This window comes from Arthrobacter sp. BK1, assembly GCF_056680055.1.
This window is the reverse complement of sequence record NZ_CM155263.1, coordinates 3318859-3343430: the sequence shown is the minus strand read 5'-3', so window position 1 is coordinate 3343430 and position 24572 is coordinate 3318859. Positions and strand designations below refer to the sequence as shown.

General features: G+C 66.0%; 25 protein-coding genes. 12 read left to right on the top strand and 13 right to left on the bottom strand.

The annotated features are described in order from the left end of the window. Window positions 1–9: 9 nt before the first annotated feature. Together AC1MCA_RS15265 and AC1MCA_RS15260 are read left to right on the top strand one after the other, a co-directional pair. The gene (locus AC1MCA_RS15265; RefSeq protein ID WP_479798858.1) at window positions 10–516 is read left to right on the top strand and encodes an SRPBCC family protein; all 507 of its coding nucleotides are present in this window, start codon (window positions 10–12) and stop codon (window positions 514–516) included. Between the two features lie 35 nt (window positions 517–551). Beyond that, entirely contained in the window at window positions 552–1460 is a 909-nt protein-coding gene (locus tag AC1MCA_RS15260) for a phosphatase PAP2 family protein (RefSeq protein ID WP_479798854.1), read from the top strand. Between the two features lie 24 nt (window positions 1461–1484). On the opposite strand, the gene AC1MCA_RS15255 is transcribed toward AC1MCA_RS15260, so the two are convergent. Further along, window positions 1485–2981 carry an APC family permease gene (locus tag AC1MCA_RS15255; RefSeq protein ID WP_479798851.1) on the bottom strand — a complete coding sequence of 499 codons (1497 nt, stop codon included), beginning with the start codon at window positions 2979–2981 and terminating at the stop codon, window positions 1485–1487. 179 nt (window positions 2982–3160) lie between these two features. Between AC1MCA_RS15255 and AC1MCA_RS15250 the strand changes: the two genes are divergently transcribed. Further along, on the top strand, window positions 3161–3745 hold the full coding sequence (locus AC1MCA_RS15250) for a carboxymuconolactone decarboxylase family protein (RefSeq protein ID WP_479798848.1): 585 nt from the start codon (window positions 3161–3163) through the stop codon (window positions 3743–3745). A 21-nt stretch (window positions 3746–3766) separates the two neighbouring features. Here the strand turns inward: AC1MCA_RS15250 and AC1MCA_RS15245 are convergent, their stop codons facing one another. After that, window positions 3767–4444: a TetR/AcrR family transcriptional regulator gene (locus AC1MCA_RS15245; protein ID WP_479798846.1), complete on the bottom strand. Its 678-nt coding sequence runs from the start codon at window positions 4442–4444 to the stop codon at window positions 3767–3769. Window positions 4445–4542: 98 nt separating this feature from the next. On the opposite strand from AC1MCA_RS15245, the gene AC1MCA_RS15240 reads away from it, so the two are divergent. The 4 genes from AC1MCA_RS15240 to AC1MCA_RS15225 all read left to right on the top strand — a co-directional run bounded on the left by AC1MCA_RS15240 (window position 4543) and on the right by AC1MCA_RS15225 (window position 7618). Next, a complete protein-coding gene (locus tag AC1MCA_RS15240; RefSeq protein WP_479798844.1) occupies window positions 4543–5691 on the top strand; it encodes a flavin-containing monooxygenase in 1149 nt (382 codons plus the stop codon). Between the two features lie 158 nt (window positions 5692–5849). Then, window positions 5850–6449 (top strand): TasA family protein, encoded by a 600-nt coding sequence (locus tag AC1MCA_RS15235; protein WP_479798841.1) that lies wholly within the window; start codon window positions 5850–5852, stop codon window positions 6447–6449. Window positions 6450–6546: 97 nt separating this feature from the next. Beyond that, the gene (locus AC1MCA_RS15230; protein WP_479798839.1) at window positions 6547–7185 is read left to right on the top strand and encodes a signal peptidase I; all 639 of its coding nucleotides are present in this window, start codon (window positions 6547–6549) and stop codon (window positions 7183–7185) included. 28 nt (window positions 7186–7213) lie between these two features. Then, the gene (locus AC1MCA_RS15225; RefSeq protein WP_479798837.1) at window positions 7214–7618 is read left to right on the top strand and encodes a SipW-dependent-type signal peptide-containing protein; all 405 of its coding nucleotides are present in this window, start codon (window positions 7214–7216) and stop codon (window positions 7616–7618) included. A gap of 54 nt (window positions 7619–7672) precedes the next feature. Here AC1MCA_RS15225 and AC1MCA_RS15220 read toward each other — a convergent pair whose 3' ends face one another. Beyond that, window positions 7673–7903, bottom strand: coding sequence for a zinc-ribbon domain-containing protein (locus AC1MCA_RS15220; RefSeq protein ID WP_108598466.1), 231 nt, complete (start codon window positions 7901–7903; stop codon window positions 7673–7675). A 52-nt stretch (window positions 7904–7955) separates the two neighbouring features. Further along, window positions 7956–9173 (bottom strand): MFS transporter, encoded by a 1218-nt coding sequence (locus tag AC1MCA_RS15215; protein ID WP_479798833.1) that lies wholly within the window; start codon window positions 9171–9173, stop codon window positions 7956–7958. Window positions 9174–9298: 125 nt separating this feature from the next. Between AC1MCA_RS15215 and AC1MCA_RS15210 the strand changes: the two genes are divergently transcribed. Next, window positions 9299–9634, top strand: a complete 336-nt coding sequence (locus tag AC1MCA_RS15210) for a hypothetical protein (RefSeq protein WP_479798831.1) — start codon at window positions 9299–9301, stop codon at window positions 9632–9634. Here AC1MCA_RS15210 and AC1MCA_RS15205 read toward each other — a convergent pair. The 4 genes from AC1MCA_RS15205 to AC1MCA_RS15190 form a co-directional block, all read right to left on the bottom strand. Next, complete coding sequence (locus tag AC1MCA_RS15205) at window positions 9624–11093, bottom strand: TrkH family potassium uptake protein (RefSeq protein ID WP_479798830.1); 1470 nt, start codon at window positions 11091–11093, stop codon at window positions 9624–9626. The genes AC1MCA_RS15210 and AC1MCA_RS15205 overlap by 11 nt on opposite strands. After that, complete coding sequence (locus AC1MCA_RS15200) at window positions 11090–13090, bottom strand: APC family permease (RefSeq protein WP_479798829.1); 2001 nt, start codon at window positions 13088–13090, stop codon at window positions 11090–11092. The genes AC1MCA_RS15205 and AC1MCA_RS15200 overlap by 4 nt, the downstream gene beginning before the upstream one ends. Before the next feature lie 194 nt (window positions 13091–13284). Next, complete coding sequence (locus AC1MCA_RS15195; RefSeq protein ID WP_479798825.1) at window positions 13285–13956, bottom strand: response regulator; 672 nt, start codon at window positions 13954–13956, stop codon at window positions 13285–13287. Further along, window positions 13934–15982, bottom strand: a complete 2049-nt coding sequence (locus tag AC1MCA_RS15190; protein WP_479798823.1) for a DUF4118 domain-containing protein — start codon at window positions 15980–15982, stop codon at window positions 13934–13936. The genes AC1MCA_RS15195 and AC1MCA_RS15190 overlap by 23 nt, the downstream gene beginning before the upstream one ends. A 174-nt stretch (window positions 15983–16156) precedes the next feature. Between AC1MCA_RS15190 and AC1MCA_RS15185 the strand changes: the two genes are divergently transcribed. From AC1MCA_RS15185 to AC1MCA_RS15175, 3 genes are all read left to right on the top strand, one after another. Next, window positions 16157–16480 (top strand): hypothetical protein, encoded by a 324-nt coding sequence (locus AC1MCA_RS15185; RefSeq protein WP_479798821.1) that lies wholly within the window; start codon window positions 16157–16159, stop codon window positions 16478–16480. A gap of 102 nt (window positions 16481–16582) precedes the next feature. Next, window positions 16583–17380 (top strand): GAF and ANTAR domain-containing protein, encoded by a 798-nt coding sequence (locus AC1MCA_RS15180; protein ID WP_479798819.1) that lies wholly within the window; start codon window positions 16583–16585, stop codon window positions 17378–17380. Between the two features lie 10 nt (window positions 17381–17390). Next, window positions 17391–18137 (top strand): SDR family oxidoreductase, encoded by a 747-nt coding sequence (locus AC1MCA_RS15175; RefSeq protein WP_479798817.1) that lies wholly within the window; start codon window positions 17391–17393, stop codon window positions 18135–18137. A 91-nt stretch (window positions 18138–18228) separates the two neighbouring features. Here AC1MCA_RS15175 and AC1MCA_RS15170 read toward each other — a convergent pair whose 3' ends face one another. From AC1MCA_RS15170 to AC1MCA_RS15160, 3 genes are all read right to left on the bottom strand, one after another. Next, complete coding sequence (locus tag AC1MCA_RS15170) at window positions 18229–19479, bottom strand: MinD/ParA family ATP-binding protein (RefSeq protein WP_479798815.1); 1251 nt, start codon at window positions 19477–19479, stop codon at window positions 18229–18231. Between the two features lie 327 nt (window positions 19480–19806). Continuing rightward, window positions 19807–19944, bottom strand: coding sequence for a hypothetical protein (locus tag AC1MCA_RS15165; RefSeq protein ID WP_479798813.1), 138 nt, complete (start codon window positions 19942–19944; stop codon window positions 19807–19809). A 188-nt stretch (window positions 19945–20132) separates the two neighbouring features. Next, window positions 20133–20351, bottom strand: a complete 219-nt coding sequence (locus tag AC1MCA_RS15160; RefSeq protein WP_479798811.1) for a hypothetical protein — start codon at window positions 20349–20351, stop codon at window positions 20133–20135. Window positions 20352–20752: 401 nt separating this feature from the next. Here AC1MCA_RS15160 and AC1MCA_RS15155 point away from each other — a divergent pair, with 401 nt between their 5' ends. After that, window positions 20753–21085: an ArsR/SmtB family transcription factor gene (locus AC1MCA_RS15155; protein ID WP_479798810.1), complete on the top strand. Its 333-nt coding sequence runs from the start codon at window positions 20753–20755 to the stop codon at window positions 21083–21085. A 28-nt stretch (window positions 21086–21113) separates the two neighbouring features. Here AC1MCA_RS15155 and AC1MCA_RS15150 read toward each other — a convergent pair whose 3' ends face one another. Then, a complete protein-coding gene (locus AC1MCA_RS15150) occupies window positions 21114–22754 on the bottom strand; it encodes a GMC family oxidoreductase (RefSeq protein ID WP_479798807.1) in 1641 nt (546 codons plus the stop codon). A 353-nt stretch (window positions 22755–23107) separates the two neighbouring features. Continuing rightward, window positions 23108–24544, bottom strand: a complete 1437-nt coding sequence (locus tag AC1MCA_RS15145) for a beta-propeller fold lactonase family protein (RefSeq protein WP_479798805.1) — start codon at window positions 24542–24544, stop codon at window positions 23108–23110. Window positions 24545–24572 lie beyond the last annotated feature (28 nt).

Here is a 24572-nt window from a genome sequence, read left to right as displayed (position 1 = left end):
AGCAGGACAATGGCACAGACCAGCAGCGGCACCATGGATGTCACCTTCCCCAGCGACCAGGAAATCCTGATCACCCGGACGGTCAATGCGCCCCGGCATCTGGTGTACCGGGCCTGGACCACACCCGAGCTTGTCCGGAAGTGGTGGCCCGGCCGTCGCGGCGAGATGACCGTGGCGGACATGGACCTCCGCGTGGGCGGCGCGTGGCGGTATGTCATGGTGGCGCACGGCGAATTCGAGGTCGCGTTCCACGGCGTCTACCGGGAGATTGTCCCGAACGAACGGATTGTCCACACTGAGGTCATGGAGACCGAGGGCGCTTCCCCGGACAGCGAGGAGGGAGCCGTGGTCAACACGGTCACCTTTGACGAGGCCGACGGCGGCGCCACCACCGTCCGGATCCGCACCGATGCGGGAAGCAGGGAAGTCCGCGACATGATTGCCCAGTCCGGCATGGAAGGCGGCGTGCGCGAACAGTTCGAGATCATCGAGGAACTGGCCGTGTCGCTGACATGAAGGTTGGTCCAAGGTTTGTGTGACACCCTTAACTGATGACTTTTTCACAACAGGCCCCGGCCCGGACCCAGCTGCGCCCCGCCCCGGGCTCCGGCTTCATGTTCGCCTTCGCCACGCTGGCCTGCATTGTGGGACTGATGGCCACGTACTACTACTTCGTGCAGACCACCACGGGCCAGTTCATTGACGAGTCTGCTCTGGTCGAAGCCGTGGACATCCACGGGCCGGCGGGCAAGGCTGCCACCGAGTTCCTCGACTGGCTGCCCACCATCTCACTGGTGGTGGCCGCCGTTGTGGTCCTGTTTGTCACGGTGATCCGCCGGCGCTGGACGGCTGCAGGCATTGCAGTGGCGGCGTGCATCGGCGCCAATGTGGCCACGCAGATCCTGAAGGAAGTGCTGCCGGCCCGCCCGGACAAGGGTGTGGTGACCCTGGAACTGAACTCCCTGCCATCCGGCCACACCACGCTGGCGGCGTCGGCTGCGGCGGCGGTGTTCCTGATGTCCTCCCCGCGCTGGCGTCCGATGGCCGGGTTTGTGGGCGGCAGCTTCGCGATCGCGTCGGGCGTGTCCACGCTGATCAACCAGTGGCACCGCCCGGCTGACGTGGTCGCCGCGTTCCTGCTGGTGGGTGCTTTTATGATCCCTGCCGGCTGGCTGATTATCCGCTCCGGCGGGGCATGGAATGTGTGGGACGGCTTCGGCAGGCACATCGGCTCGGCGAAGATCTGGCTGACGCTGCCGGTGGCGATCGGGCTGGTATCGGCCGCGGTGGCCGTGTATTCGCTGGCCAAGATCGCCCCGGGCCCCGCCCAGGAGGGCAGCACCACCAACTACTTCTGGGCCGGGATCTCACTCATTGTGATCGCCGGATACCTGGCGACGGTGGCCACCACGTCTTTGTTTGCCTACGCCGCCCGACGGCGGGACCCGGCAAGGCGCTGACGTCACCGGCGTGCCCTGCCGGCCTCAGTGGCCGTGCGGGGGCGGCGGGAGACGATCGTCCTTGCCCACGTTCTGGATGCCCACGGGTTCGCCTTCCGGTGTGTTGGTCCGCTTGTTGATCAGGTAGGTGACGAACCAAAGCACTACGCCGATCGCCATCAGTCCGCCGGCGATCTGGTACTGGATGATGTTGCGTCCCACCCACGGTCCGGCGAGGAACGCGCACAGCAGGGCGGCGACGAGCGGCAACTGCCCGGGCGACGTGAAGAAGACCTTCCGGTTGGGGTCCCGCTTGCGGCGGAGGACAACGCAGGTGATGTTCACAACGGTGAACACGAGCAGCAGCAGGAACGCCGTGGTGCCGGACAGGTTGGCCACCACGTTGCTCTTGGGATCGCTGGTGACGTACCAGATCAGGCCCAGCGCCAGGACGGTGGAGAACAGGATGCCGGCCCACGGGGTACGCCGGGTGGGGAGCACCTTCCCGAGCGGCCGGGGCAGGACGTTCTGGCGGGCCATGCCGTAGATCAGGCGGCTGGCCATCAGCATGTTGATCAGGGCGGTGTTGGCGACGGCGAAGACGGCGAGGAACGGGAAGATCCTGTCGATGGGGAAGTCCGGTGAGCCCTTGTGCACCACTTCAAGGAGGGCCGCACCTTCTGCTTCACGGATGTTCTCCAACTCGGTGGGCGAGAGGACGCTGACCACGGAGACAGCAACCAGCATGTAGAGGATCACTGCGATGCCCAGGCCGGTCAGCATGGTCCGCGGGAAGATCTTTTCAGGGTTCTGGGTCTCCTCCACCATGTTCACCGAGTCTTCGAAGCCCACCATGGCAAAGAAGGCGATGGAGGTGGCTGCAGTAACGGCCAGGAACAGGCCTTTGTCCTGATAGTCGTTGAAGACAAAGATTTCCGCCGGGTTCCCGGTCCCCTGCGCCATGACGTAGAAGCCGACGCCGATCACGATGCACAGGGCGGTCATTTCCACGATGGTCAGGATCACGTTGAACTTCACGCTCTCGCCCACGCCCCGCAGGTTGATCACGGCGAGCAGCAGCATAAATCCCATGGCCACGGCGGTGATCACGGGCTGGTCCGGGACGGCCATCCACCCGTTGATGTTCAGGCCACCGAAGAAGTTCTGAGCCAGGACGTTCGCCGAGGTGGAGGCGCTGGTGATGCCGGAGCAGACCACGGCGAAGGCCACCAGGAAGGTGACGAAGTGGATGCCGAAGGCCTTGTGCGTGTAGAGCGCAGCGCCCGCCGCCTGCGGGTACTGGGTGACGAGCTCAAGGTAGGAAAAGGCGGTCAGCGTGGCAACCACGAAAGCAAGCAGGAACGGCAGCCAGACGATACCGCCCACCGTGCCGGCCATGGTCCCGGTGACCGCGTAGACGCCGGCACCCAGGATGTCACCCACGATGAACAGGAGCAGGAGCTTGGGGCCCATGACCCGCTTCAGCTCGTGTTTGTCACCTTCAGGAGTAACGTCGAACACTTGATCTGAAGCGGTGCTCATGCCTGACCTCCACAGTCGAAACGATGCGACTCCTTCAGGGTGATCCCTGCGCGTCACTTTGGCAACAAGTTGTGCCCCGCTATGTGGACAACCCCACCGCCCATTTCCCTTGCGGCGGCTTCCGGGGAAGGACCACAATTGTCAGATCACAACCCAGCCAAGGATGTCCGGGGGTAACCATGATCCTGAAGACAACGCCGGAACCGGAAGCCTCGGGGCTGACTGCGGAACTTTACGACGACGACCTCGGCTCACTCGGTTATGTCACCCCGCAGACGAAGGCCATGGCCATTAATCCCGAAGTATCCCAGGCCTTCGACGCCCTGCTCGGCGCCATCAGGGCCTCGATGGATCTGCGCCGCTATGAGCTCGTAACTCTTGCCGCCGCGCAGGGTATTGGCTCGACGCATTGCCTGCTCGCCCACGGGGCCAAAGCGCTGGCGGTGTTCACGGAAGATGAGGTCGCTGCCGTGGCCCGGGATTACCGCAACGCAGGACTGACGGGCGCTGAAGTGGCCATGATGGAGTACGCCGAAAAGCTCAGCCGGGATGCAACAGCCATGACCGATGCCGACACCCTGGCGCTCCGCGGCCACGGCTTCACGGATCGCGAGATTGTGGACATCACCGTGGCCGCGGCGGCGCGCAACTACCTGAGCAGGGCGGTCCTTGCCCTGGCCGTGGACGTCGACGTGCCGCGAGTCCTGAGCCCGGAGCTCCAGGAGGCGTTACTCTCCCCGCTGGCTTCCCGCCGCCCACTGTAGGCAGCGCCCCCAGGCCGGGCCCTACGCCAGCGCGGCACCCAGCGAACGGACCAGCCACTCCCGGTAGGCCTGCACGGACCAGCCGGCCTCCCCCACCAGTGTCCGGTACGTCTGCGGGTGACCCAGCGACCAGATGGCGGCGGCAGCATCGGCGTCGGACATTCCGGACTTAAGCCCGCCGCGGGACCTCAGTGCGGCCGCCGCCTCGCCGTACCTTTCGAGGCGCTGCAGCGCCCGTGCGGTCTGCAGCCTGTCCACCGCGGGGTCGACGGCGGCGGCCTGGGCGATGACGCCCACCACGGGCCCGGTGCGCCGGTGGACTTCAACGAACCAGTCCGCGAGGACGGCGATCAGCGCATCGAAGTCGGGCGCCTCGGCGGTCCGCTGCCGCATCAGTTCCAGGACGTTCGACGGCGAGTGGGGGCCCGACGCCGCCGCATCCAGCACCGCGGACAGCAGCGCCGCCTTGTTCCCCACTGAGTTGTAGACGGTCTGGAGCGCCACTCCGCTTTCGGCCGCGATGGCCTCGATGGTGGTGGGCACGTACCCCTGTTTGGCGAAGAGCCGTCCTGCCACGCTTACGATCAGTGCCCGGGTCTCCGCCGCCTGGACAGCCCGGCGGGTGGGCCGGCCGGTGGGCCCAAGGGTGGTCCCGGGCGCCCCGGAAGGATCGGCCGTCACAGCCCGCGAACCAGTCATGAAAACAGACTAGTCCTCCACTGACTGGAATGCTATTCTAATGAAACCGCAGGGCATCCACAGAGGAAGCGCCCCGGGGCCCGGCTAAGGAGCCATCGATGGATGCTCATATAGTGGACGTTGTGGTGGTCGGTGCGGGGCAGTCGGGGCTCGCCGCCGGCTATTTCCTGAAGCGCGCCGGTGTGGATTTCACCATCCTGGAGAGCCATCCGCGGGTGGGCGACGGGTGGCGGGAGCGCTGGGAATCCCTGCGGCTTTTCACTCCGGCCCGTTACAGCAGCCTGCCCGGGCTGAAATTTCCTTCCCCCGGCGGCAGCTTCCCCGGCAAGGACGAGTTCGCGGACTATCTGGAAAGCTACGCGCAGCACTTCCGGCTTCCGGTGCGGACAGGCATTCAGGTCCTGACGGTTCGCAAGGCCGGGGACGTGTTCGAGGTCCAGACCGACGCCGGCCCCCTCATCGCCCGCGCCGTCGTGGCCAGTCCAGGCGCCACCACGGCGCGCTACGTCCCTGATATGGCGCTGGAACTGGACGGAGAAATACTGCAGCTCCACTCCCTGGACTACCGCAGCCCGGCCGGCGTGCCTGCCGGTGACGTGCTGGTGGTCGGCGCAGGAACCTCCGGCGCGGAGATCGCCATGGAACTCGCCCAGGAGCACCACTCCGGAAAGGTCTACCTCTCGGGACGGCCCACTCCGCACATTCCCGGGGCCGTTCTCCGCTGGGCCGGCCCGCTCTACTGGCGCCTGATCAACTCCGTGCTCACCCTGGACACCAAACCCGGCCGGAAGGTGGCCGCAGACTTCCACAAGCGCGGCGCCCCGCTGATCCGCATCTCCATCAAGGACGTCGAGCGCGCAGGCGTGATCCGGCTCCCCCGCGTCACCGGGGCGGTGGACGGCCAGCCGGTGTTCGACGTCGGGACCCCCGACGCCGGAACCTCCGACGGCGGGACGTCCGACGGCGGGACTGCCAACCCGGGTGCTGTGCCCGGCAACTCCCGGACCGTTATCTGGGCCACCGGTTACCGGCCGGACTTCGGCTGGATGGCGGGACTGCCGGTGGATGATCTGGGCTGGCCGGTGACCAGCCGCGGTGTAGTGGAAGAAATCCCCGGCCTCTACTTTGTGGGCATGCCGTTCCAGTACGCACTGACCTCCGGGACCGTGGGCGGGGTTGGCCGGGACGCTGAGTACGTGGTGGAGAAGGTGCTGGCCCATAGCGCCCTGACCAGCACGAATGCTTGACGGACTTTGCGGAAACCTTGACGGATTACCCCGGCGTAATTTGATCCGGCCCATGGAGAGTAGTTCCTGCCAGCACACGTGAGCCTGGCATTCACAGCCGGCCCGCTGGGGGGCGGCTGGCCCGTTGGGGGCGGGCATCGTCGAAAAGGACTTCTCTCATGGGCATCAGCATAAAAACCACTTCCGGTAAGATCCTGGCCTCCGTTGCACTGGTAGGCGCCGCAGCCGCGGTTGCCGGCATGGGCACCTACGGCGCTTTCACGTCCAGCACCACCGCAGACCAGCAGGTCACCGCGGGCACCGTCACGATCGACCTTGGCCAGGCGGGTGCCACCAATACGCTGAACGTTCCCGTCACCGGTCTCCTGCCGGGTGATTCCGTGGAGAAAATCGCCACGTTGACCAACAACGGCAATTCCGCGCTGAACAATGTCACGCTGACCACCAGCACCACGAACCCGTCGCTCCTGACCACAGAAACCATCCTGGGCCTTCAGCTCAAGGTCGAGTCGTGCAGCACAGGCTGGACCGGAACTGCTGCGCCGTACGGCTGCTCCGTAGCTCCGGCAGTGCTGGCGTCGGGCCCGATCATCGGCTCCAACGTCCTCCTGAATGTTGCTTCCTTGGCCTCGGGCGGAGCGGACAACCTCCGGGTCACAACGTCACTTCCCGCCGAAGCACCCAACGCCTTCAAGGGCGCCACCAGCACCATCAATTTCGACTTCACGGCGACGCAGCGCTCCGGCCAGGTCAAGTAAGGCCTGCAGCAACAACCCGCACGGCGGCGTCATGAAGCCGGCGCCGCCGGGCTGAACTTCCTTCACTATCCGAACCACCCCAAGGGGCTGCACAGCGATGAGCACGGTATCTGATCTTGGCCTGGCCAACAGTGCTGCCGCAGCCCGTACCCCTGAACCGTCCCGGCGCTCCGGTACCCCCCGATGGGGCGCCGGGACATCCAGGACCAAAGCCGTTGCGGGCCGGATGGTCGGCCTCCTCACCACGCTGATGGTTGTCGTCGCGATAGCAGCCTTCCTGCTCCTGGCGATCGGCCCCCGGGTCCTCGGCTACCAGACCTCCACCATGCTCACCGGCTCGATGTCGCCACTGATCAATCCGGGCGACATCGTGGTCACTGTCCCCACCCCGGTCCACGAGATAGCCGTCGGCGACGTCATCACCTATCACATACCCGTGGAGGACCACCGGGTGGAAACCCACCGCGTTACCGAGGTCCTCGCCACCACGGACGGTGCCGTAGCCGTACGGACCAAGGGCGACGCAAACAACGGCGTAGACCCCTGGACCGCCACTCTCGGGGCTGCCACCGTGGACAAGCACGTGATGACGGTCCCCGTTGTGGGTCAAGCCATTCGCGCACTGCGCCAACCCGTTGTCCTGAATATGCTCATGTATGGGGCGCCCGCCGTATTGGTCGTCGGGCTCCTGGCGTCGATCTGGCGCAAGGATCCGGAACCAGAGTCCGGTGAGTAAGTCTGCGGCGGTGTCCAGGGCCGGAGGAATGGTCATGGCCCTGTGCCTGGGCCTGATGCTGGCCTCCGGCACTGCCTTTGCAGCTTTTTCGGATTCGGAGCAAGCCAGCGCCCAGTTCAGTGCAGCTACCCTGGTGGCCCCGGCAGAAAACCCAACCAACATCACCATGACGTGTCTTGCTGGGGCGAGGACCATCACGGTTAAGACCTTCGGTCAGGTGGAAAAGGCCAACTACCACGAGCTGAAAATCTTCGTCGATTCCAATCCGGTTCCCCTTTACGTCGGCGAACTCAAGAAACAAGGGCAAACGGTTCTTCACTTTTCCCTCGGCAGCGGGACGTGGCGCGCGGAGATCACGGGTCAGTACAGACCCCCGGGCACTTCCAACGCCTGGACGAGTCCGGCGCTGGTTGTCCCCCTCGTCTGTAAATGACGCGCCACGGCGAGTAGCCGCCGCGAACCCCGCCCACGCAGCGGCAGCCCGGGTCTACCCCACCAGCGCTTTCCGTTCCCGCTCACTGAGGGAGGAAACAAAGCGGCAGTTCGAACACGTGATCTGGTAGGACCGGGACGTGGTGAAGACGGGAATGAAGAACAGCGTGAACTTCCGGGCGTGCTCGTCCAGGTAATGCTGGACAAACTGCCCGCAGTTCCGGCAGGTGGCGGGGCGCCCGGGCAGGGCGCGGACTACGGTCTTGAGGCCAAAGATGAAAAGCATGAGGTTCCCTTCTAACGGACCCTTCGAGGGTACCGCTTAATCGAAAGCATGCTTAGTAATTGCGCCGGTGCTTCAGCCGCGGAAGAACGACGGCGAACACGGCTGCCGCGGCGAAGCCCAGTACTCCCGTGGCCGAGACCCCCGCGCTCAGCGAGGCCAGTGCCGTCACCCCGGAAAGCAGGACGGGCCCGCCGGTGGAACCCGCGTCCGCGATGAACCGCCACAGCCCCAGGAACTGGCCACGGCCGCGGTCGGGCGAGAAGTCGGCGCCGAGCGTCATGATCAGCCCGGAACTGATGCCGTTGCCGAAGCCGATCAGCAGCGAAGCCAGCAGCAGCCCGGTGAACGAGGCAGTCAGCGGAATCAGGAACATCGCGATCCCCATGATCACCGTGGACGGGACGGCCACAAACAGCCTCCCGCGCCGGTCCATCACCTTCCCGGCCGGGTAGAACACCAGCATGTCGATCGCCCCGGACAGCCCGTAGATTACCGACGTCTGCGCCGGATCCATCCCCAGATGATCAGCCCACAGCGGGATCACCACCTGCCGGGACGCGCGCAGTGCACTGAGCAGCAGGATCCCCACGCCCAGCGTCAGGAACACCTTGCCGTGCGCAACAGCCACGTTCCGCAGCGTCGGCTCCGGACCCTTGTGGCCGCCGTCGGGCACTGGCGGGACCACCAGGTCCGGGATGGTGACGGCCAGGACGGCCGCCGCGGCCATGCCGGCCACGCCCACCCAGTACGCCCCGGCGATCCCGGCAAACTGCATCACGCCGGCGCCGATGAACGGCCCCACAAAGACGCCGATCCTGCTCACGCCGCCCAGAGTGGAGAGCGCCCGCGCCCGGAACTGGAGGGGCACGGCCTCGGTGAGGTACTTCTGCCGCGCCAGGCTGAAGACGCTCGCGGCCATCCCGACGACGATCATCGCCACCGCGAGCAGCCACAGTCCGTTGGGGATCAGGGAGGACATCGCGGCGGCCGCGAGCGCCAGGGCGCCCGTCGCGGCAGCGCCGACAATGGACCAGCGTTCGCCGAACTTCAGCGTGATGAGGGATGCGGGCAGGTTGAAGAACCAGGAGCCGAGACCGATCAGGGTGACGATCAGCGCGGAAACGGCCACCGAGGCGCCGAGGTCCCGGGCGGACAGAACCACCACGGGAAGCACTGCGCCTTCGCCGATGCAGAACAGCAGCGCGGGGCCGAATGCAGGTATGGCGATGCTCCGGAAGTTGAAAGGCTGCGGGGATCCTGGCGAAGTCATCAGATTTATCTTATGGCCCGGCAAAAATTCGCAGGATTCAGGGGGTCACAAGTCGCCTCAGGAGGACTACCGTTTGCCTTGAGGGGCACTGTAGCTGCGCCCTCTTCAAACCTGAGGGAGGTTCCATGGGTGAGGTGTGGATTCGTACCATCCACAACAGTCTGGTCCGGGCGGACAAAGTCACGGAAATCGCTTCCACCCGCGGGTCCCTTCATGAGGACCAGGGTTATGCGCTGAAAGTCATTGTGGACGGCAAAGCCCACGTGGTGATTGACGACGCCGGCCTGCCGGGCTCGCTGGCCGAACGGCTGGAGTTTGCGCGGCATCTCGAGGATGCCCTGCTGCTCGCACTCGACGAGGCACGCATGGCCGATGCATCAGTGGTGGTTGCTTTTGAACCGGAAACCGATCGCTGGGCTTTCGCCGCGGCGGCTGAACTGACCGGCGGACTCAGCCGATAATCGGCCGTTCCTCGGGCAGCCGGTATAGGCGGGGGTGGGCGGACAGCGCGAGCGCGGACGCCACCGTCACCGTCCCGATGCGGCCAGTGAACATCAGGACCATGAGCACCCACTCTGCCGATGCAGGCAAGTGGTAGGTGATCCCTGTGCTCACGCCCACCGTGGCGAAGGCGGAGATCGATTCGAACAGGACTTTTTCGAGGCTGTAGTCGGTCAGGATCAGCAACAGCATGGTCCCGACGACGACGGCGGCCACCCCCAGGAGCGCCACTGACAGTGCCTGCCGTTGGGACGAAGCACTGACTGAGCGGTGTGCGATGGTCACCTCATCGCGCCCGCGCACCTCGTTCCAGATGGCGAAGCCCAGCACCAGGAACGTGGTGATTTTGATGCCGCCGGCTGTGCCGGCGCTGCCGCCGCCGATGAACATCAGGATGTTCGTGACCATGAGCGTCTCGGGAGCGGCCACGCCGTAATCGATGCTGTTGAATCCCGCCGTGCGCGGGAAAACGCCGCCCGCCACCGAGCCCATGATCTTGCCGGTGAGGGACAGGTTTCCCAGCGTCTCGGCCCTGTTCCATTCAAAAGCAGCGAACAGCGCGATCCCCACCGCCAGCAGCAGCAGGGTGCCGTAGATGGTCAGGCGCAGGTGGATGGTCCAGTTCTTGGGCTTCTCCCCACGAAGCAGCTGGATGATCACCGGGAAGCCCAGCCCGCCGGCGATGACGGCCAGGCAGATGGGGGTGATGATCCACGGGTCCGACGCCAACCCGATCAGGTTGTCGCTGAAGAGCGAGAACCCTGCGTTGTTGAAGGCGGAGATGGCGTGGAAGGTCCCGTGCCACAGTGCGGTGGCCGGGTTTGCATCGTAGGCCAGCAGGAACCGGCCGGTCAGGAGGACTGCGGTGACGGCCTCGAAGCCGAGCATGATTTTGGCAACCCGGACCAGCACGGCCCGAACGTCCCCGAGGTTCAGGGTGTGCGTCTCGGACTGGGCCACCAGCTGGCCGCGCAGCCCGATGCTCTTGCGGACCAGCAGCGCCATCAGCGTGGCCAGGGTCATGATGCCGAACCCGCCGGCCTGGATCAGCCCGAGGATGACGGCCTGGCCGAACGGGGTCCAGAACGTGGCGGTGTCCACGGTGATCAGCCCGGTGACACAGACGGCTGAGACGGATGTGAACAGCGCCGGCATCAGGAGCTCGGAGCCGGGATCCGTCCGCGCAAAGGGGAGCATCAGCAGCCCGGCCCCCACCAGGATCACCGCCAGGAATGCCAGGGGCAGTGACCGGACGGGATGGGACAGGGCCCGCCGGACGAAGTTCTCCTCCTTGCCGGCCCTTCCGTCTCCGCCCCTGCCGTTGGCCGGCTTGCCGTTCACCGGCCTGCCGTTGATGAAATTGCGCTGGACAGGCCGGGAGCCCTTCTCCCCCGCGGACCTGTCCTTCATGGTGCTCATCCGACGTGGATCCCCGGCCTGAGGTCCGGGTCAGGCTCGTTCTCGCGGATGATTTCGCGGACCACCGGCGCGGTGTCCCCACGGCCCAGCAGCAGGTAGCGCATCAGGTGGGCCAGCGGGTTTCCTTCGGCCCACTCGAAGTAGGCGTGCGGCCGGACCCCGGTGGCATCCCGGAGTGCCAGCAGGATGGCGGCGATCGCGTTGGGGGCGGCGGGGCTTTCGGCCCGCAGGACCCGGTGGCCGTCCACCTCGATCCCCCGCACCTCCAGGACTTCGCTGAAACCTGAGGGATCGGTGATGTCGATTTCGAGGAAGATGACGTCGGCGGTGCCGGGCACGGGGTTGTTCTCGCGCTGGGTGGCTTCCTTGCTGGCGTACTCTGTGGCGTCCCCGCATTCTGCGGCGTCCCGGTCGTGGGGCCGGTTGGCGATCAGGTTGATCCGGCCGTCGAAGTCCAGGGTGTCGCTGATGAAGCGGCGCGCGTCGTCGTCGAACGTAATCGTGTCAACGCGCAGCTCGGTGGTGCGGCTGATCCGCGAGACCAGCGAGACGGCCACGATGCCCAGGATGAAGAACCCGGAGATGGCGATGCCGTCCGGCTTGGCAACCACGTTCGCGGCCAGGGCGTAGAGCATCACCAGTGTCAGGACGGTGAACCCGATTGCGGCCTTCCGCTGTTTCCGGCGGACGGCTGAGATGGTGACGGCCACGGCGCCGGAGACCATCATGGCGAGGATTCCGGTGGCGTAGGCGCCGGCCTGGGCGTTGACGTCGGCGTTGAAGCCGATGGTGATGAGGATGCTGATGGCCGTGTACACGAGGACCACGGGACGGACCGCGCGGGACCAGTCGGGCGCCATGCCGTAGGAGGGCAGGTAGCGGGGCACGATGTTGATCAGCCCGGCCATCGCGGACGCCCCGGCGAACCAGAGGATCAGGATGCTGCTGACGTCGTAGACCGAGCCGAAGCCGTTGCCCAGGAGCTCGTGGGCCAGGTATGCCAGGGCGCGGCCGTTCGCTTCGCCGCCGTCCTGGAACTCCTGGGCCGGGATGAGCACTGTGGTGACGAAGCTGCTGCCCAGCAGGTAGACGCTCATGATGAGGGCGGCGGTGGTCAGGAGCTTGCGGGTGTTCCGAATCTTGCTGGCCAGCTTCTCCTCGGGCGTCGCACCCTGGGATGCCACCAGCGGCATCATGCTGACGCCGGTTTCGAAGCCCGAGAGCCCCAGCACCAGCAGGGGGAAGGCCACCAGCGCGGGGCCCACCACACCCCCGAACCCGCCGGATGCGGTGGTGAGTGCGCTGGTCCAGTCAGCCATGGCACCGGGCTGGGTGACGGCGTCGTACATTCCCACGCCGATGATCACCGCGTTCAGCACCAGGAACACCGCCACCAGCGGAATGGCGACGGCCACGGCCTCGGAGAAGCCCAGCAGGAACACACCGCCCAGGATCAGGAGCAGCACCACCGTGATGGGCACGGCCTGGCCCTCCAGGAAGGGCGGCAGGTAGGGGTTTTCGAGCAGGTGCACGGTGGCGTCCGCGGCCGAGAGCGTGATGGTGACGATCCAGGACGTGGCCACAAAGCCGAGCAGGATCAGGACGAATATTTTGCCGCGCCAGAACGGCAGGAGCCGCTCCAGGATGGCCACCGAACCCTGCCCGTGCGGGCTTTCGGCGGCCACGCGCCGGTACATCGGCAGCATGCCCACCAGCGTCAGTGCCACGATCAGGAGGGTGGCCAGCGGCGAGAGGGCACCGGCGGCGAGCGCGGCGATGCCCGGCAGGTAGGACAGGGTGGAAAAGTAGTCCACACCGGTCAGGCACATGACCTTCCACCAGCTCTGCTGGGGCACATGGTCCTCCGCCGCCTCCGGCCCGATCGGCTGATGTACCCGGTGCTCCAGCAGCCAGCGGGACAGTGCGTTGCCAGGCTCGGCCTCCCGTTCGGGATTCGGCACGGTGGCGGGGATTGAGTAGTGGGCTGATGCCGTCAAGGACGTGTCTTTCGTTGCTGCCGGAGGCGGCCAGCATGCCCCGCCCGGAGAGCAGGGTGCCGCCTATAACCCACGGAGCGTAGCACCGGCGTGAAGCCCGAAACCCCGGGATTCCGGGGATCTTAATGCTTTCTTAACGCCTCATTCGCGCCCGGATTAACGCCCGACGGCGGCACCCGCCGGGGTGCGCGCCCTCACTCCTGGAAGCGGTAGCCCAGCCCCTGTTCAGTCAGGAGGTGGCGCGGGTTGGCGGGGTCCGTCTCCAGCTTCCGCCGCAGCTGCGCGAGGTAGACCCGCAGGTAGTTTGTCTCGCCGGCGTAGGCGGGCCCCCAGACCTGGTTGAGCAGTTCGTCGTGCGTGACAAGGGCGCCGCGGTTCCGGGTCAGCAGCTCCAGGATCTTCCACTCAGTGGGCGTGAGCCGGACCGTCTCGCCGTCCCGGGTGACGCGCTTGGCCGCCAGGTCCACGGAGAAGTGCTCGGTTTCCACCACCGGAAGGTCGCCTGAGGTTCCGCGGCGCAGGGCAGCGCGCAGCCGGGCCAGGAGTTCGTCCATGCCGAACGGTTTGGTCACGTAATCGTCCGCGCCGGCGTCCAGGGCCAGGATTTTGTCCTCCGAGCCGTGCCGCGCGGACAGGACCACGATGGGCACGTCGCTCCAGCGCCGCAGCCGGCGGATGACCTCCACCCCGTCCAGGTCCGGCAGCCCCAGGTCAAGGATGACCACGTCGGTCTGGTGCGCGGCCGCCTGGTCCAGCGCACCCTGCCCGGTGAAGGCGGTCAGGGTTGAATAGCCACGGGCGTTCAGGTTGATCTGCAGGGCGCGGAGGATGGGGACTTCGTCGTCAACGATCAGTACGGCGGCCATCAAGTCCTCTCATGCCCGGTTCGGTGCGCAGTTCGGGGCGGGGTCCAGGGGCCACACCCGTGGACAGCGGAAGGCGGACCACCATGGTCAGCCCGCCGCCGGGGGTGGGTTCGGCCAGGAGGACTCCGCCCATCGCCTCGGTGAAACCTTTCGCCACGGCCAGGCCCAGCCCGATGCCCGTGCCTGGATTCGTATCGTCCGCCCGCTGGAAGGGCCGGAACATCGCCAGGACCTCCCCCGCCGGGATGCCCACGCCATGATCCACCACCGTGAGTTCGCTGGCCGGGACGTCCCCAATTGTTGCACTGCCGGCGCCGCCCACGGATCCGGAAATCACCACGTCGGAGTCCGGCGCGTATTTCAGGGCGTTCTCCACCAGGTTGGCGATGACCCGTTCCAGCATGCCCGGGTCCGCATCGACAGCGGGCATGTTGTCCGGCAGGAGCAGCCGGAGCCGTTCCGAGTCCGTGCCGCGCAGTGCCTCCCCCACGGCGTCGGCCCAGTGGACCGGGCGGATCAGGGGCGAGACGGCGTCGGCGGTGAGCCGGGACATGTCCAGGAGGTTGCTGACCAGCCGGTCCAGCCGGTCCGCCCCGGTTTCGATGGTGGCGAGCAGTTCCTCCTGTTCGTCCACGCTCAGGCTGATGGTGCGGTCGCGCAGGCTGCTGGCGGCCAGCTTGATGCCGGCCAGCGGCGTGCGGAGATCGTGCGAGACGGCCCGCAGGATGGAGGTCCGCATCTTGTTTCCCTCTGACAGGCGGAGGTTTTCGCGCTGGCTGGCCGAGAGCTCCTCGCGTTGGAGCATGGCCAGCAGGTGGGCGCCGAACGCCGACAGCAGCCGCCGCTCATCCTGCGACAGTTCCCGCCCGGTGAGCGTCAGCAGCCGGTCCGCATCCAACTGCTCGGCTGTGGCAGCCGGGGATGCGGTGGCAGCCGGGGCTTCGGTGTCCGCCCCGGCCCCGGAGGCAGCAGAAGTACCGGAGCGCTCGACGGCGGCGCCCGGCTGGGTGCCCGGAGGCGCCGTCGGCCGTTTCTTGCCGGAGTATTCGCGTAACACCCAGCCATTTACGCGGCCGGGACCGCCGGAACCGGCGCGCTCCCCCGCCGGTTCCCGGACCCACAGCCCTGCCCCGTCCACCTGGAAATGTTCGCGGACCTGGTCCAGGAACGCGGGGATGCTGTTCCCTTCGGCCACGGCCCGGCGGCTCAGTTCACCCAGCACGGCGGCTTCGGCGCCGGCCCGGTGCGCTTCCTTGCTGAGCCTGGCCGATCTGTCCACCACCATGGAGACAGCCACCGCCACGAGGACAAAAATCAGCAGCGCCAGGACGTGTTCGGGGTCGATAACGGTGAAGGAACCGATGGGCCGGACGCTGAAGTAGTTCACGGTCAGCCCGGCCAGGACAGCGGCCGCCAAGGCAGGCCAGAGCCCGCCGAGCAACGCCACGGCCACCACTCCGGTCAGCTGGACCAGCATGTCCGTGGACAGCTGGTCGTGGGGCAACCGCTCCAGGAGGAACTGCAGACCCGGCGGCAGCACCAGGGCGAGGATGAACGCCGGCAGCTGCCGGGCGCGTCCCAGGCTGGGACGGCGCCTGATGCGTTCCGCCAGCACTGCGTCGTGCCCGATGAGGTGGACGTCGAGGGTGCCTGCGTTCCGGATGGCGGCGGCCACCGTCCGGCCCCGGCCCGGCCAGCGCGGCAGGCCGCCAGACGGCCTGGACGTCCCCAAAACGAGCTGGCCGGCGTTGACGCCGCGCGCGAACTGGAGCAACGCCGTCGGGATCTCCTCCCCGCCGATGGCGTGGAAAATGCCGCCGGCGCCCAGTGCCACCGTGCGCAGCCGGTCGAGTTCCTTGGAGGAGGGCACCGCCCGTGCGGCGGTGGTGCGGACATGGACCACGTGCAGCTCCCCGCCGGCGGACAGCATCCGTGCGGCCCGGCGGATCAGCGCCTCGTCCCCTGCGTGCCCGCTGATTCCGACGACGATCCGCTCACCGGCGGACGTGCTGCTTTCTGGTGACATGACTCCATTGTTCACTCGTTACGTCCCAAGAACGGCGGGAAAGGGCATACCCGTAACCTACCCGTCAGTAGTGTTGCGTGGGTCACATTGGATGCTTACTCTGGTCGAGGCTTATGCAAGCGGGCCATGCAAGGGCTGCAGCGTCGCAGCCGATGCCGGGGAAGGCTTTACACCGTGAATTCCAAACTCAACATTCTTGTCCGCGTGGATCTCGACCACGCCCGTGCCCAGGTTGTCGCCAAGGGCCACATCACCGTGCACAGCGTCCAGGCCCTTTACGTTGTGGTCAAACGCGCCAACTCGCTGAAGCAGGGTCTCGACCTGGAGCTGGACATCACCCACGCCCGCGTTGATGACGCGGCACTCGAGCAGCTCCGGGACTGCTCCCGCACCCACCACCTTCCGGTGAAAATCGACCCGCAGCAGATGCCGTGCAACGTCAGTGTCCTGGCCCCGCGCGTCCCTGCCGTAGCCGGAGCAGCACTTATCGCCGCCTGAGTTGTGGGTATGCTGGGAACGGAGCGGCAGCATTGCCCGTTCCCGGCTCAGTAGGGGGCACACGCCAGGACACCCGTGTCCTGATGCCAAAGGTCTGCTCCCATGCCACAGCCGCTCCCCCTTAATGAACTCACCTTCACTGCTGCCCGCATCCAGGGCCTGCTTCTGAGCAAGGAAAAAGCCCACCGTGCGGTCGGGCAGCTGACCGAGGGTATCCGTGAGGCTCTTCCGCCTGGTTCAGGCGCCGGCGTCTCGCTCCTGGACGAACACGCCCTTGCTGGACAGGCCCTTGCTGGACAGGCCCTTGACGAACAGGGCGGCGAAGAACACGACGGCGGGACCAGCGTGGGTGCCACCAGCGCCATGGTCCTGGAGGCTGACGCGGCGCAGTATGAACTCCGCCAGGGTCCTTGCCTGACAGCGTGGTCCACGCGGCAAACGGTCCTGGTCCGGGACGCCTTTGGTGATGGAACGTGGCCCCAGTGGTCCCGGACCGTCAGCGGTTTGGCCATCCGGTCAGTGGTCAGCGCGCCGCTGCTGGCCGGCACCAGGTGTCTGGGAACAGTCAAGATCTACTCACCGCTGCCCGCCGCGTTCGACGCCGCCACGGCCCTGATGCTGGAGAAATTCGCGGCGGCCGCATCCACGTTGCTGGCCAATGCCCATGGCTCCGAGGCACCGCGCCGCTTGACGAAAGTCCTCGGGGCCGCCCTGCACAGCCGGGACAACACCGCCCGCGCCCAGGGGGTGCTGATGCAGCAGTTCGGCTTCAGCCCGGACGGTGCCCTGGAGGAACTGCTGCTGCGGTCAAGGGCCAGTGGAAAGCCGCTGGCCAGCGTCATTGTGGAAATCCTCACGGGGACGCGCAATGCCTCCCGGCGGAACCCTGGCCCGGCATAAACTTCGGAGTATGAAGATTGCAGTTGCCGGGGGAACCGGAACAGTGGGGCGGCACGTGGTCCGCGTTGCGCGTGAACGGGGCCACGAAGTGGTCAGCCTGTCGCGCCAGGAGGGCGTCAACCTGATCACCGGAAAGGGCCTGAACGAAGCCCTGCACAACGTGGACACCGTTATTGACGTGTCAGGGATCCGGGAACTGAGCACCAAGAAAAACGTGGACTTCTTCACCACCAGCACGCAGAATCTGCTGGCCGCAGAGAAAAAGGCCGGGACCAAGCACCATATCGCGCTCTCCATCGTGGGCATCCAACTGGCAAAATCAGGCCTGTACGCCGGGAAGCTGGCGCAGGAGGAAGCCGTCCGGCACGGCGATGTGCGCTGGACCATCCTGCGGTCCACCCAGTTCCATGAATTTGTTCCGATGACCCTCGGGTACACCTCCGCGGGACCGCTCGCGCTGGTGCCGCGGATGCTGATGCAGCCGGTGGCGGCAGCTGAAGTGGCCGAGGCGCTGGTGGATGCGGCGGAGGCAGGACCGAAGGGACGCCTCCCCGATCTGGGCGGCCCCGGCAAGGAGAGGCTCGCGGACCTGGTCCGCGCCTACCTCCGAAAGACGGGGAAGAAGAAACTCATCGTGCAGGTCCCGCTCCCGGGGCCCATGGGGAAAGCGATGCGCAGCGGTGACCTGATCCCGGAACCGGGTGCCGCCGTCGGGCGCCAGACCTTCGCGCAGTGGCTGGATGCCACCGCCAACTAGAAGAGCAACGCGGGGTCACTCCCGGCCCAATAAACGGCTCCGGAGGGGCGATAAGTGACCCCGCGTTGCAGGAAGAAAGCAGGAAGGGGCCCTACCGGTACCCGTCCACGATCGCCGCAGCAATTTCCTTGTACGCCCGCCGGGTCTCGGGCCTGAGTACGTCGAGGGTGACCAGGTCGCCGTCGGCCACCCCGCGGTCGTGCGGGACGGCGATGAGCTGGCGGCAGATCCCGGCCAGGTGCTCCTCGATGGCGTCCTTGTCCACGCGGGAGGAGACCTCGTCCTTGTCCGTGATGACCACAATGGCGTTCCGGGCCAGGTCCTCGTAGCCGTGGCTGGCCAACCAGTGGAGGGTGCTGCGGGCGCGTTTTGCCCCTGAAACCGCGTAGCCGGCGGCGATCACCAGGTTGTCCGCGGACTGCAGGATCCCGCTCATGGCGTTGTGGGTCACTCCGGTGCCGCAGTCGGTCAGGGCCACGGAGTAGTAGTTGGAGATCAGCTTGCGGATCCGCAGGTACTCGGCGGCGGTGAGCGAGTCCGAGACCTCCGGGTCCTGCTCCCCCGCGATCAGGTGCAGCCGGCCGGCGTGGTGCATGTAGCGGGCCAGCGCCGTGAGCGAGTCGATGGATTCGATGTTGTTGAGCAGGTCCGTGATGGTGCGCGGGCTGGACTGCTGGTAGATCCCCTCGCCCAGTGCGCGTTCCACGAGGTCGCCGGAGTCCGGGTTCGCGTCGATGGCGCAGGGCGCGTCGCCGCGGAATTCGGCCAGGGTCAGGCCCACACCCACCGTGGTGGAGGTCTTGCCGATGCCGCCTTTGAGGCTCAGCACCGCGGTGTTGTAGCTGCCCTGCAGCTGGCGGGCGATGCGTTTGGCCAGTTCGTCCTCATCGCGCTGCTTGGCGCCGGGGCCCATGTTCCAGGCCCCGCCCGTCATGGAATAGACGGCACCGCGGACCCCGCCCACCGGCCGTGGCTTCTGCTCTTTGACGAACAGGCCCGGCGAGCTGATGAAGTCGGGCATGGGGCTGTCGGCGATGACGTCCGCCGCTGTGGGGCGGACCCGCCGGAACGCGGGCGCTTCCTCTGTAGCGGACAACGACGGCGGCGTGGCTTCCACGGCGCCGGTGGCGGTTTCCGAGGTGGCCGGGTCCGCCGTGGGAACGCCGGTGATCTGCGGCTGGGCGGTGACCGGCGGCCTGGCCGGGCGGCGGGTGGGGGCGGGAACGGAAGCCGGGGTAGTGGCCTGATCGGCGGCGGCTGCCGCCTCAGCCCAGGAGCTGCGGCGCGGAACCGGTGTGCCGGCGTCGGGCGTTTCGGAAAGTTCGGGAGTTACGGCTGGCATGGTTCCTGTCCGGGCATCCGGCAGCGGCGCGTCGGCGCGACGGAGGTCGCGGCGTCGGCGGCCCGCCGGCGGTTGCCCTGCGTTCTCTGCAATGGCGCGTGCGTTCTTATCCGCCGGATCTGGCATGTCTGTCCCCCCGGACGTCGGCAAAGGTTCTGCGGCACTTACTGAACTGCAAGTCTAGGCGCTGGGGCAGAAACGCAAGGTCAGACCCGGGTGAGGGCCGCCACTACAACGCCGGCGGTGAGGATGAGCAGGACCGCGAGGACGGCGTAGGCCTGCCATTTGGGACGGCCCTTATGGGGGTTGATGTCTACGTAGGGCATGTCAGATGCAGTTACTCCTTGTGGCGGGCACCCGGACTGCTCTCCGCTTGAGCCGCAGCACCTGGTACATGGCGGCAAAGGGAATGAGCAGGGTGCCTAGCAGCGCGCACAGCGCCAGGGCATAGTCGACGAGAGCCACAGCAGTCTCCGTTGATAGCAGTGATCCCCCATGTGATCACCAGCCACGGTAGCCGGAAGTCACACTGAGTGACAAATCACGTCACAGGTACGGCGCGGCGTCCTGGGCCGCGCCGTGCATCGCGCTTTCGTGTTTCCCCGAATTCCGGGTGCGCTGCCGTGGCACCACAACGGCGGGGTCTGATCAAGTCACGCCGGATGTGACATTGCCGGGCGTGAGTGGATCTCGGCTGCAGACATACGCCGGATTCCATGGGCCTCCGCCGTGGGGGCGCGATGTGCTCCTGGTGCGTGTTCGCGGCCGGCTGAGGTGAGATCGGAAATCAGCCCCATGCCGGCGTACTCCCGCACTGCGGCGATGCCGGCAACTGCTGCAGCTTTGTTGCGAAAGGATGTGGAAACGGCCATGACGGTCCCATCGGGCGCTGTTACCCGGAACCTGTAAAGGGATTCCGCATCAATAAAAAGTTCAAACGTGCCGGCCATTGCTGTCCTCCCGGTAGGCGGGGCGTCCCCGCGGCGTCGTTGCCGCGGGGATGCCATAGACGCGCCTTTGCGTCTCTTCACCGCTGGTCTGGTCGCGAAATTCGCAATTTATAAATTCATCAACTGCTAAAGAGTCTGACCCACCTCCCGGTTCCCCGCAAGTGCTGGGAGGTGGTCCGGGCCGGTGAAGCTGCAAAAAGCTTCGGTAAAGGTCGCGCGCAGGCGTATGCTGTTTCAGCGGGACAGACAAGTCTGTCCCGCTGACCAAAAGGTGGACCGGCTACAGCCATTTGGCCCAGCCACAGAGACGAGAGGTATCCGGCGTGCCTGCGTTGCCAGAAGCGAAGTCAGACCTGTTCAGGTCCCTCGGGCATCCCGCGCGGATCCGGGTAGTGGAGTTGCTGGCCGATGGTCCCGTCCCTGTGAGCGAGCTGCGCCGGGCAACCGGCCTGGAAGCGTCAAATCTGTCCCAGCACCTCAGTGTCCTGCGCAGTCAGCGGCTGATTACTTCCTCGCGAACTGATGGCCAGATCCAGTATCAGCTCAGCTCCCCGGAGGTCTTGACGTTGTTCAGTGTGGCCGGTGCGCTGCTGATCAGCACCCTGCAGTCCACCAGGCTGGAACTTGCCGAGCTGGCCGACCCGGAGTCATCCTGAACCGAAGCTCCTAGATTCCTGCCGCCTTTCAGCGGGCCATCGCCCTTGATGTCGTAAAAAGTGCGTCCTCGAGGATCATATCGGCGGCCTTTTCCGCGATCATGATCGTGGGAGCCTGCGTGTTCGAACTGACCAGACGCGGCATGATCGAGGAGTCAACGACGCGTAATCCCTCAAGCCCATGGACCTTCAACCGCGGCGAGACGACCGAATCCTCTGTGGTTCCCATGGCGCAGGTGCCGACCGGATGGTACGAAGTGCGTCCGTAGGAGCGCACGAAATTCACGTACTCGTCGCGGGTTTTAACCGGGGTACCGTCGCCCATGCGCTCCGTTCGAATGAACTGAGCCATCGACGGCTGCTCCATAATCTGCCGGCTCTGCTGCACGCCGGCGATGGCCATTTCGACGTCGTAGTCATCGGCCAGGTAGTTTGGATCGATGAGCGGTGCTTTTGCCGGGTCCAAGGACGCCACACGGACTGTTCCCCGGCTCCGGGGCCGCACGAAGTACGAGTTCAACGTTGCACCGAATCCGGGCCGCAGGTCTGGGCAGCCTACCTCCGCCCGCGCCGCCGGCAGGAAGTGGAACTGCAGGTCCGGCGTCTTCTCGTCCTTGTTCCCATAACTGAATCCGCCTGCCTCGACGACGGTTGAGGCGAACGGTCCGGAATGGAGGGCGAGGTACTCGAGACCGGCCATAACGGACGCTGGGCCCACCCGGTTGAGCCGGTCCAGGCTGTGGTAGTCGTCGGTGAGTTCGAAAATGACGTCCACAGCGCAGTGGTCCTGCAGGTTCTTACCCACACCGGGCAGGGGACGTATGGTGCCGATGCCGGCGGCGGCGAGGTCCGCCGGGTTACCGATACCCGAAAGCTGCAGCAGTTTGGGCGAACCGAAGGCGCCGCTCGCGACGAGCACTTCCCGCTTGGCGCTGTACGTTCGTGCGCTGCCGCCTTCGAGCGCCTGAATCCCGACAGCCCGGCCGTTCTTGATAACTACTTTCGAGACGATCACGTTAGTGCGGACCGTGAGGTTACGCCGCTTGCGCGCGGGTTTCAGATAAGCGTCGGCCGCGCTGCAGCGGCGGCCGTTCTTCGTGGTCGTCTGGTAAAAGCCGACGCCGTACTGCTTGGCACCATTGAAGTCACTGTTGTAGGGCAACCCGAACTCTTGGCCCGCTAGCACGAAGGCCGCCGAGAGCTTGTGCGGATGTACAAGGTCAGATACTCCGAGCGGCCCCTGGGCTCCGTGGTGGGGTGCCGAAAGCCGGCTGTTCGACTCTGAGCGTACGAAGTACTTGCCCACCTCGTCGGCGGACCAACCTTCGCATCCGTAGTCCGCGACCCACCCGTCATAGTCCTCGGCCACGCCACGAGTAAAAACCTGGGAGTTGATGGATCCGCCGCCGCCGAGCACACGGCCCTGGCGGATCGGAATACGACGGCCGTTGCCGTGCTTCTGCGGAATGCTGGAATAGCCCCACTGATGCGGCCCGGTACTAAGTTTCGGAAAGCCGGCGGGCATGTGGATAAACAAATTGCGGTCGGTTCCGCCCGCCTCCAGCAGGAGGACGCTCACCGTGGGGTCTTCACTGAGCCTGCCGGCCAAGACACAGCCGCCGCTGCCGCCCCCGGCAATTACGTAGTCATATGCGCCGTTGTTGAACATTGAACCCCTCGGCTCATGGCTAACTGCACCGTAGCTTGAAGCATTCACTAGAGTTTCTGGTCGGGCGGGGATGATGTCAACCCCCCGCGTTGACTTGCCTGATACCTAATACGTCCGCGTAGCCGGACACGTTCCTCATGTAGTGCTTTTTGGCTCGGGTGCGGGTACGCCTGATTAGAGTTATCACGCGTGGCTATGGCGGCACTGGCCGGGCCAAAGAACGCAAGCTTCCGCACCGATGGGCCAGGCCGGACGTGTTGTCGATGGAAGGCGAACCGAGTGGAGTTGAGCTGCCATTATCGGCGTCCCGTCAGACATGCTTGAACGATTCGTCGACCCAATAATCGTTATGCTCAGCGGACCTTGCCCTTGGTCACGGTGATCGTGATGCGTGAAGTGACAGCGTCGGGGCTGACTCCGTTGGTGGCGGTCACCGTAAACGTTGCCTTACCGGCCTTGATCGGCGTGCCGGAAAGGACCCCCGTGCGGGAGTCCAGGCTCAGCCCTGCGGGCAGTGCACCGGAGGACACGCGGAAGGTTGGGGCCGGGTCGCCCGTGGCTGTGAACGTGTAGCTGTAGGCGGCACGCGTGGTTGCGTTTGTCGGTGGTGTGTCCGCGGTGAATACCGGGGGTGCCGAGTTCACATCGATGACAGACACCGTGTTGGAACCGGTCCCCTCGCCACTGTTGGTGACGTAGGCTGTCGACCCGTCCGGGGTGAACGCAACACCTTCGGGGTCCGGCCCGACCGGGATCGTGGAGGTCACCGCGCCCGTCGCCACAGCGATGACCGACACCGTGCCGTAGTAGGTGTTGGTGACATAGGCTGTCGACCCGTCCGGGGTGAACGCCACAGCGTTCGGGTTCGTCCCGGCCGGGATCGTGGAGGTCACCGTTCCTGTCGCCACAGTGATGACCGACACCGTGCCGGCAGAGAAGTTGGTGACGTAGGCTGTGGACCCGTCCGGGGTGACCGCAACACCCCACGAACCCGACCCGACCGGGATCGTGGAAGTCACCGTTCCCGACGCCACAGCAATGACTGACACCGTGTCGGAGCCGTTATTGGTGACGTAGGCTGTGGACCCGTCCGGGGTGAACGCAACACCGACCGGAGCCGACCCGACCGGGACCGTGGAGGTCACCGTGCTTGACGCCACAGCGATGACTGACACCATGTTGGAACCGGGGTTGGTGACGTAGGCTGTCGACCCGTCCGGGGCTACCGCGACACCTAACGGGGAAGACCCGACCGGGATCGTGGAGGTCACCGTTCCCGACGCCACAGTGATGACCGACACTGTGTTGGAATCCCAGTTGGTGACGTAGGCTGTGGACCCGTCCGGGGTGAACGCTACACCCCGCGGGGCAGACCCGACCGGGATCGTAGAGGTCACGGTGCCCGATGCCACAGTGATGACCGACACCGTGTTGGAAGCCATGTTGGCTATGTAGGCTGTGGACCCGTCCGGTGTGACCGCAACACCCCGCGGGTCTGATCCCACCGGGATCGTGGAGGTCACCGCGCCCGCGGCAGTTGCCGGGATATTGCCGGCCAGCATGAGCACCGCCAGGATCGGGCTGATGATGGCCGCACGCCGCCGGAACCAGGGGGAAGTGGGTGTACCCCGGAGGAACCGGCGTGTGCCGGCCGCAGGGTGTTTTATGCCCGGGGCGGAACGTTGCCCCGTCTTCCGCCGGGACAATCTTGCTAGGAACCGCATCAGGTCCTCCTGCGTGTGGAAAGCGATGTTTGTGAGTGTGCCGCGTTCGTGCGGTTTGCGGCTCAATCCGGAGCTTATAGATCAGGCAAACCTA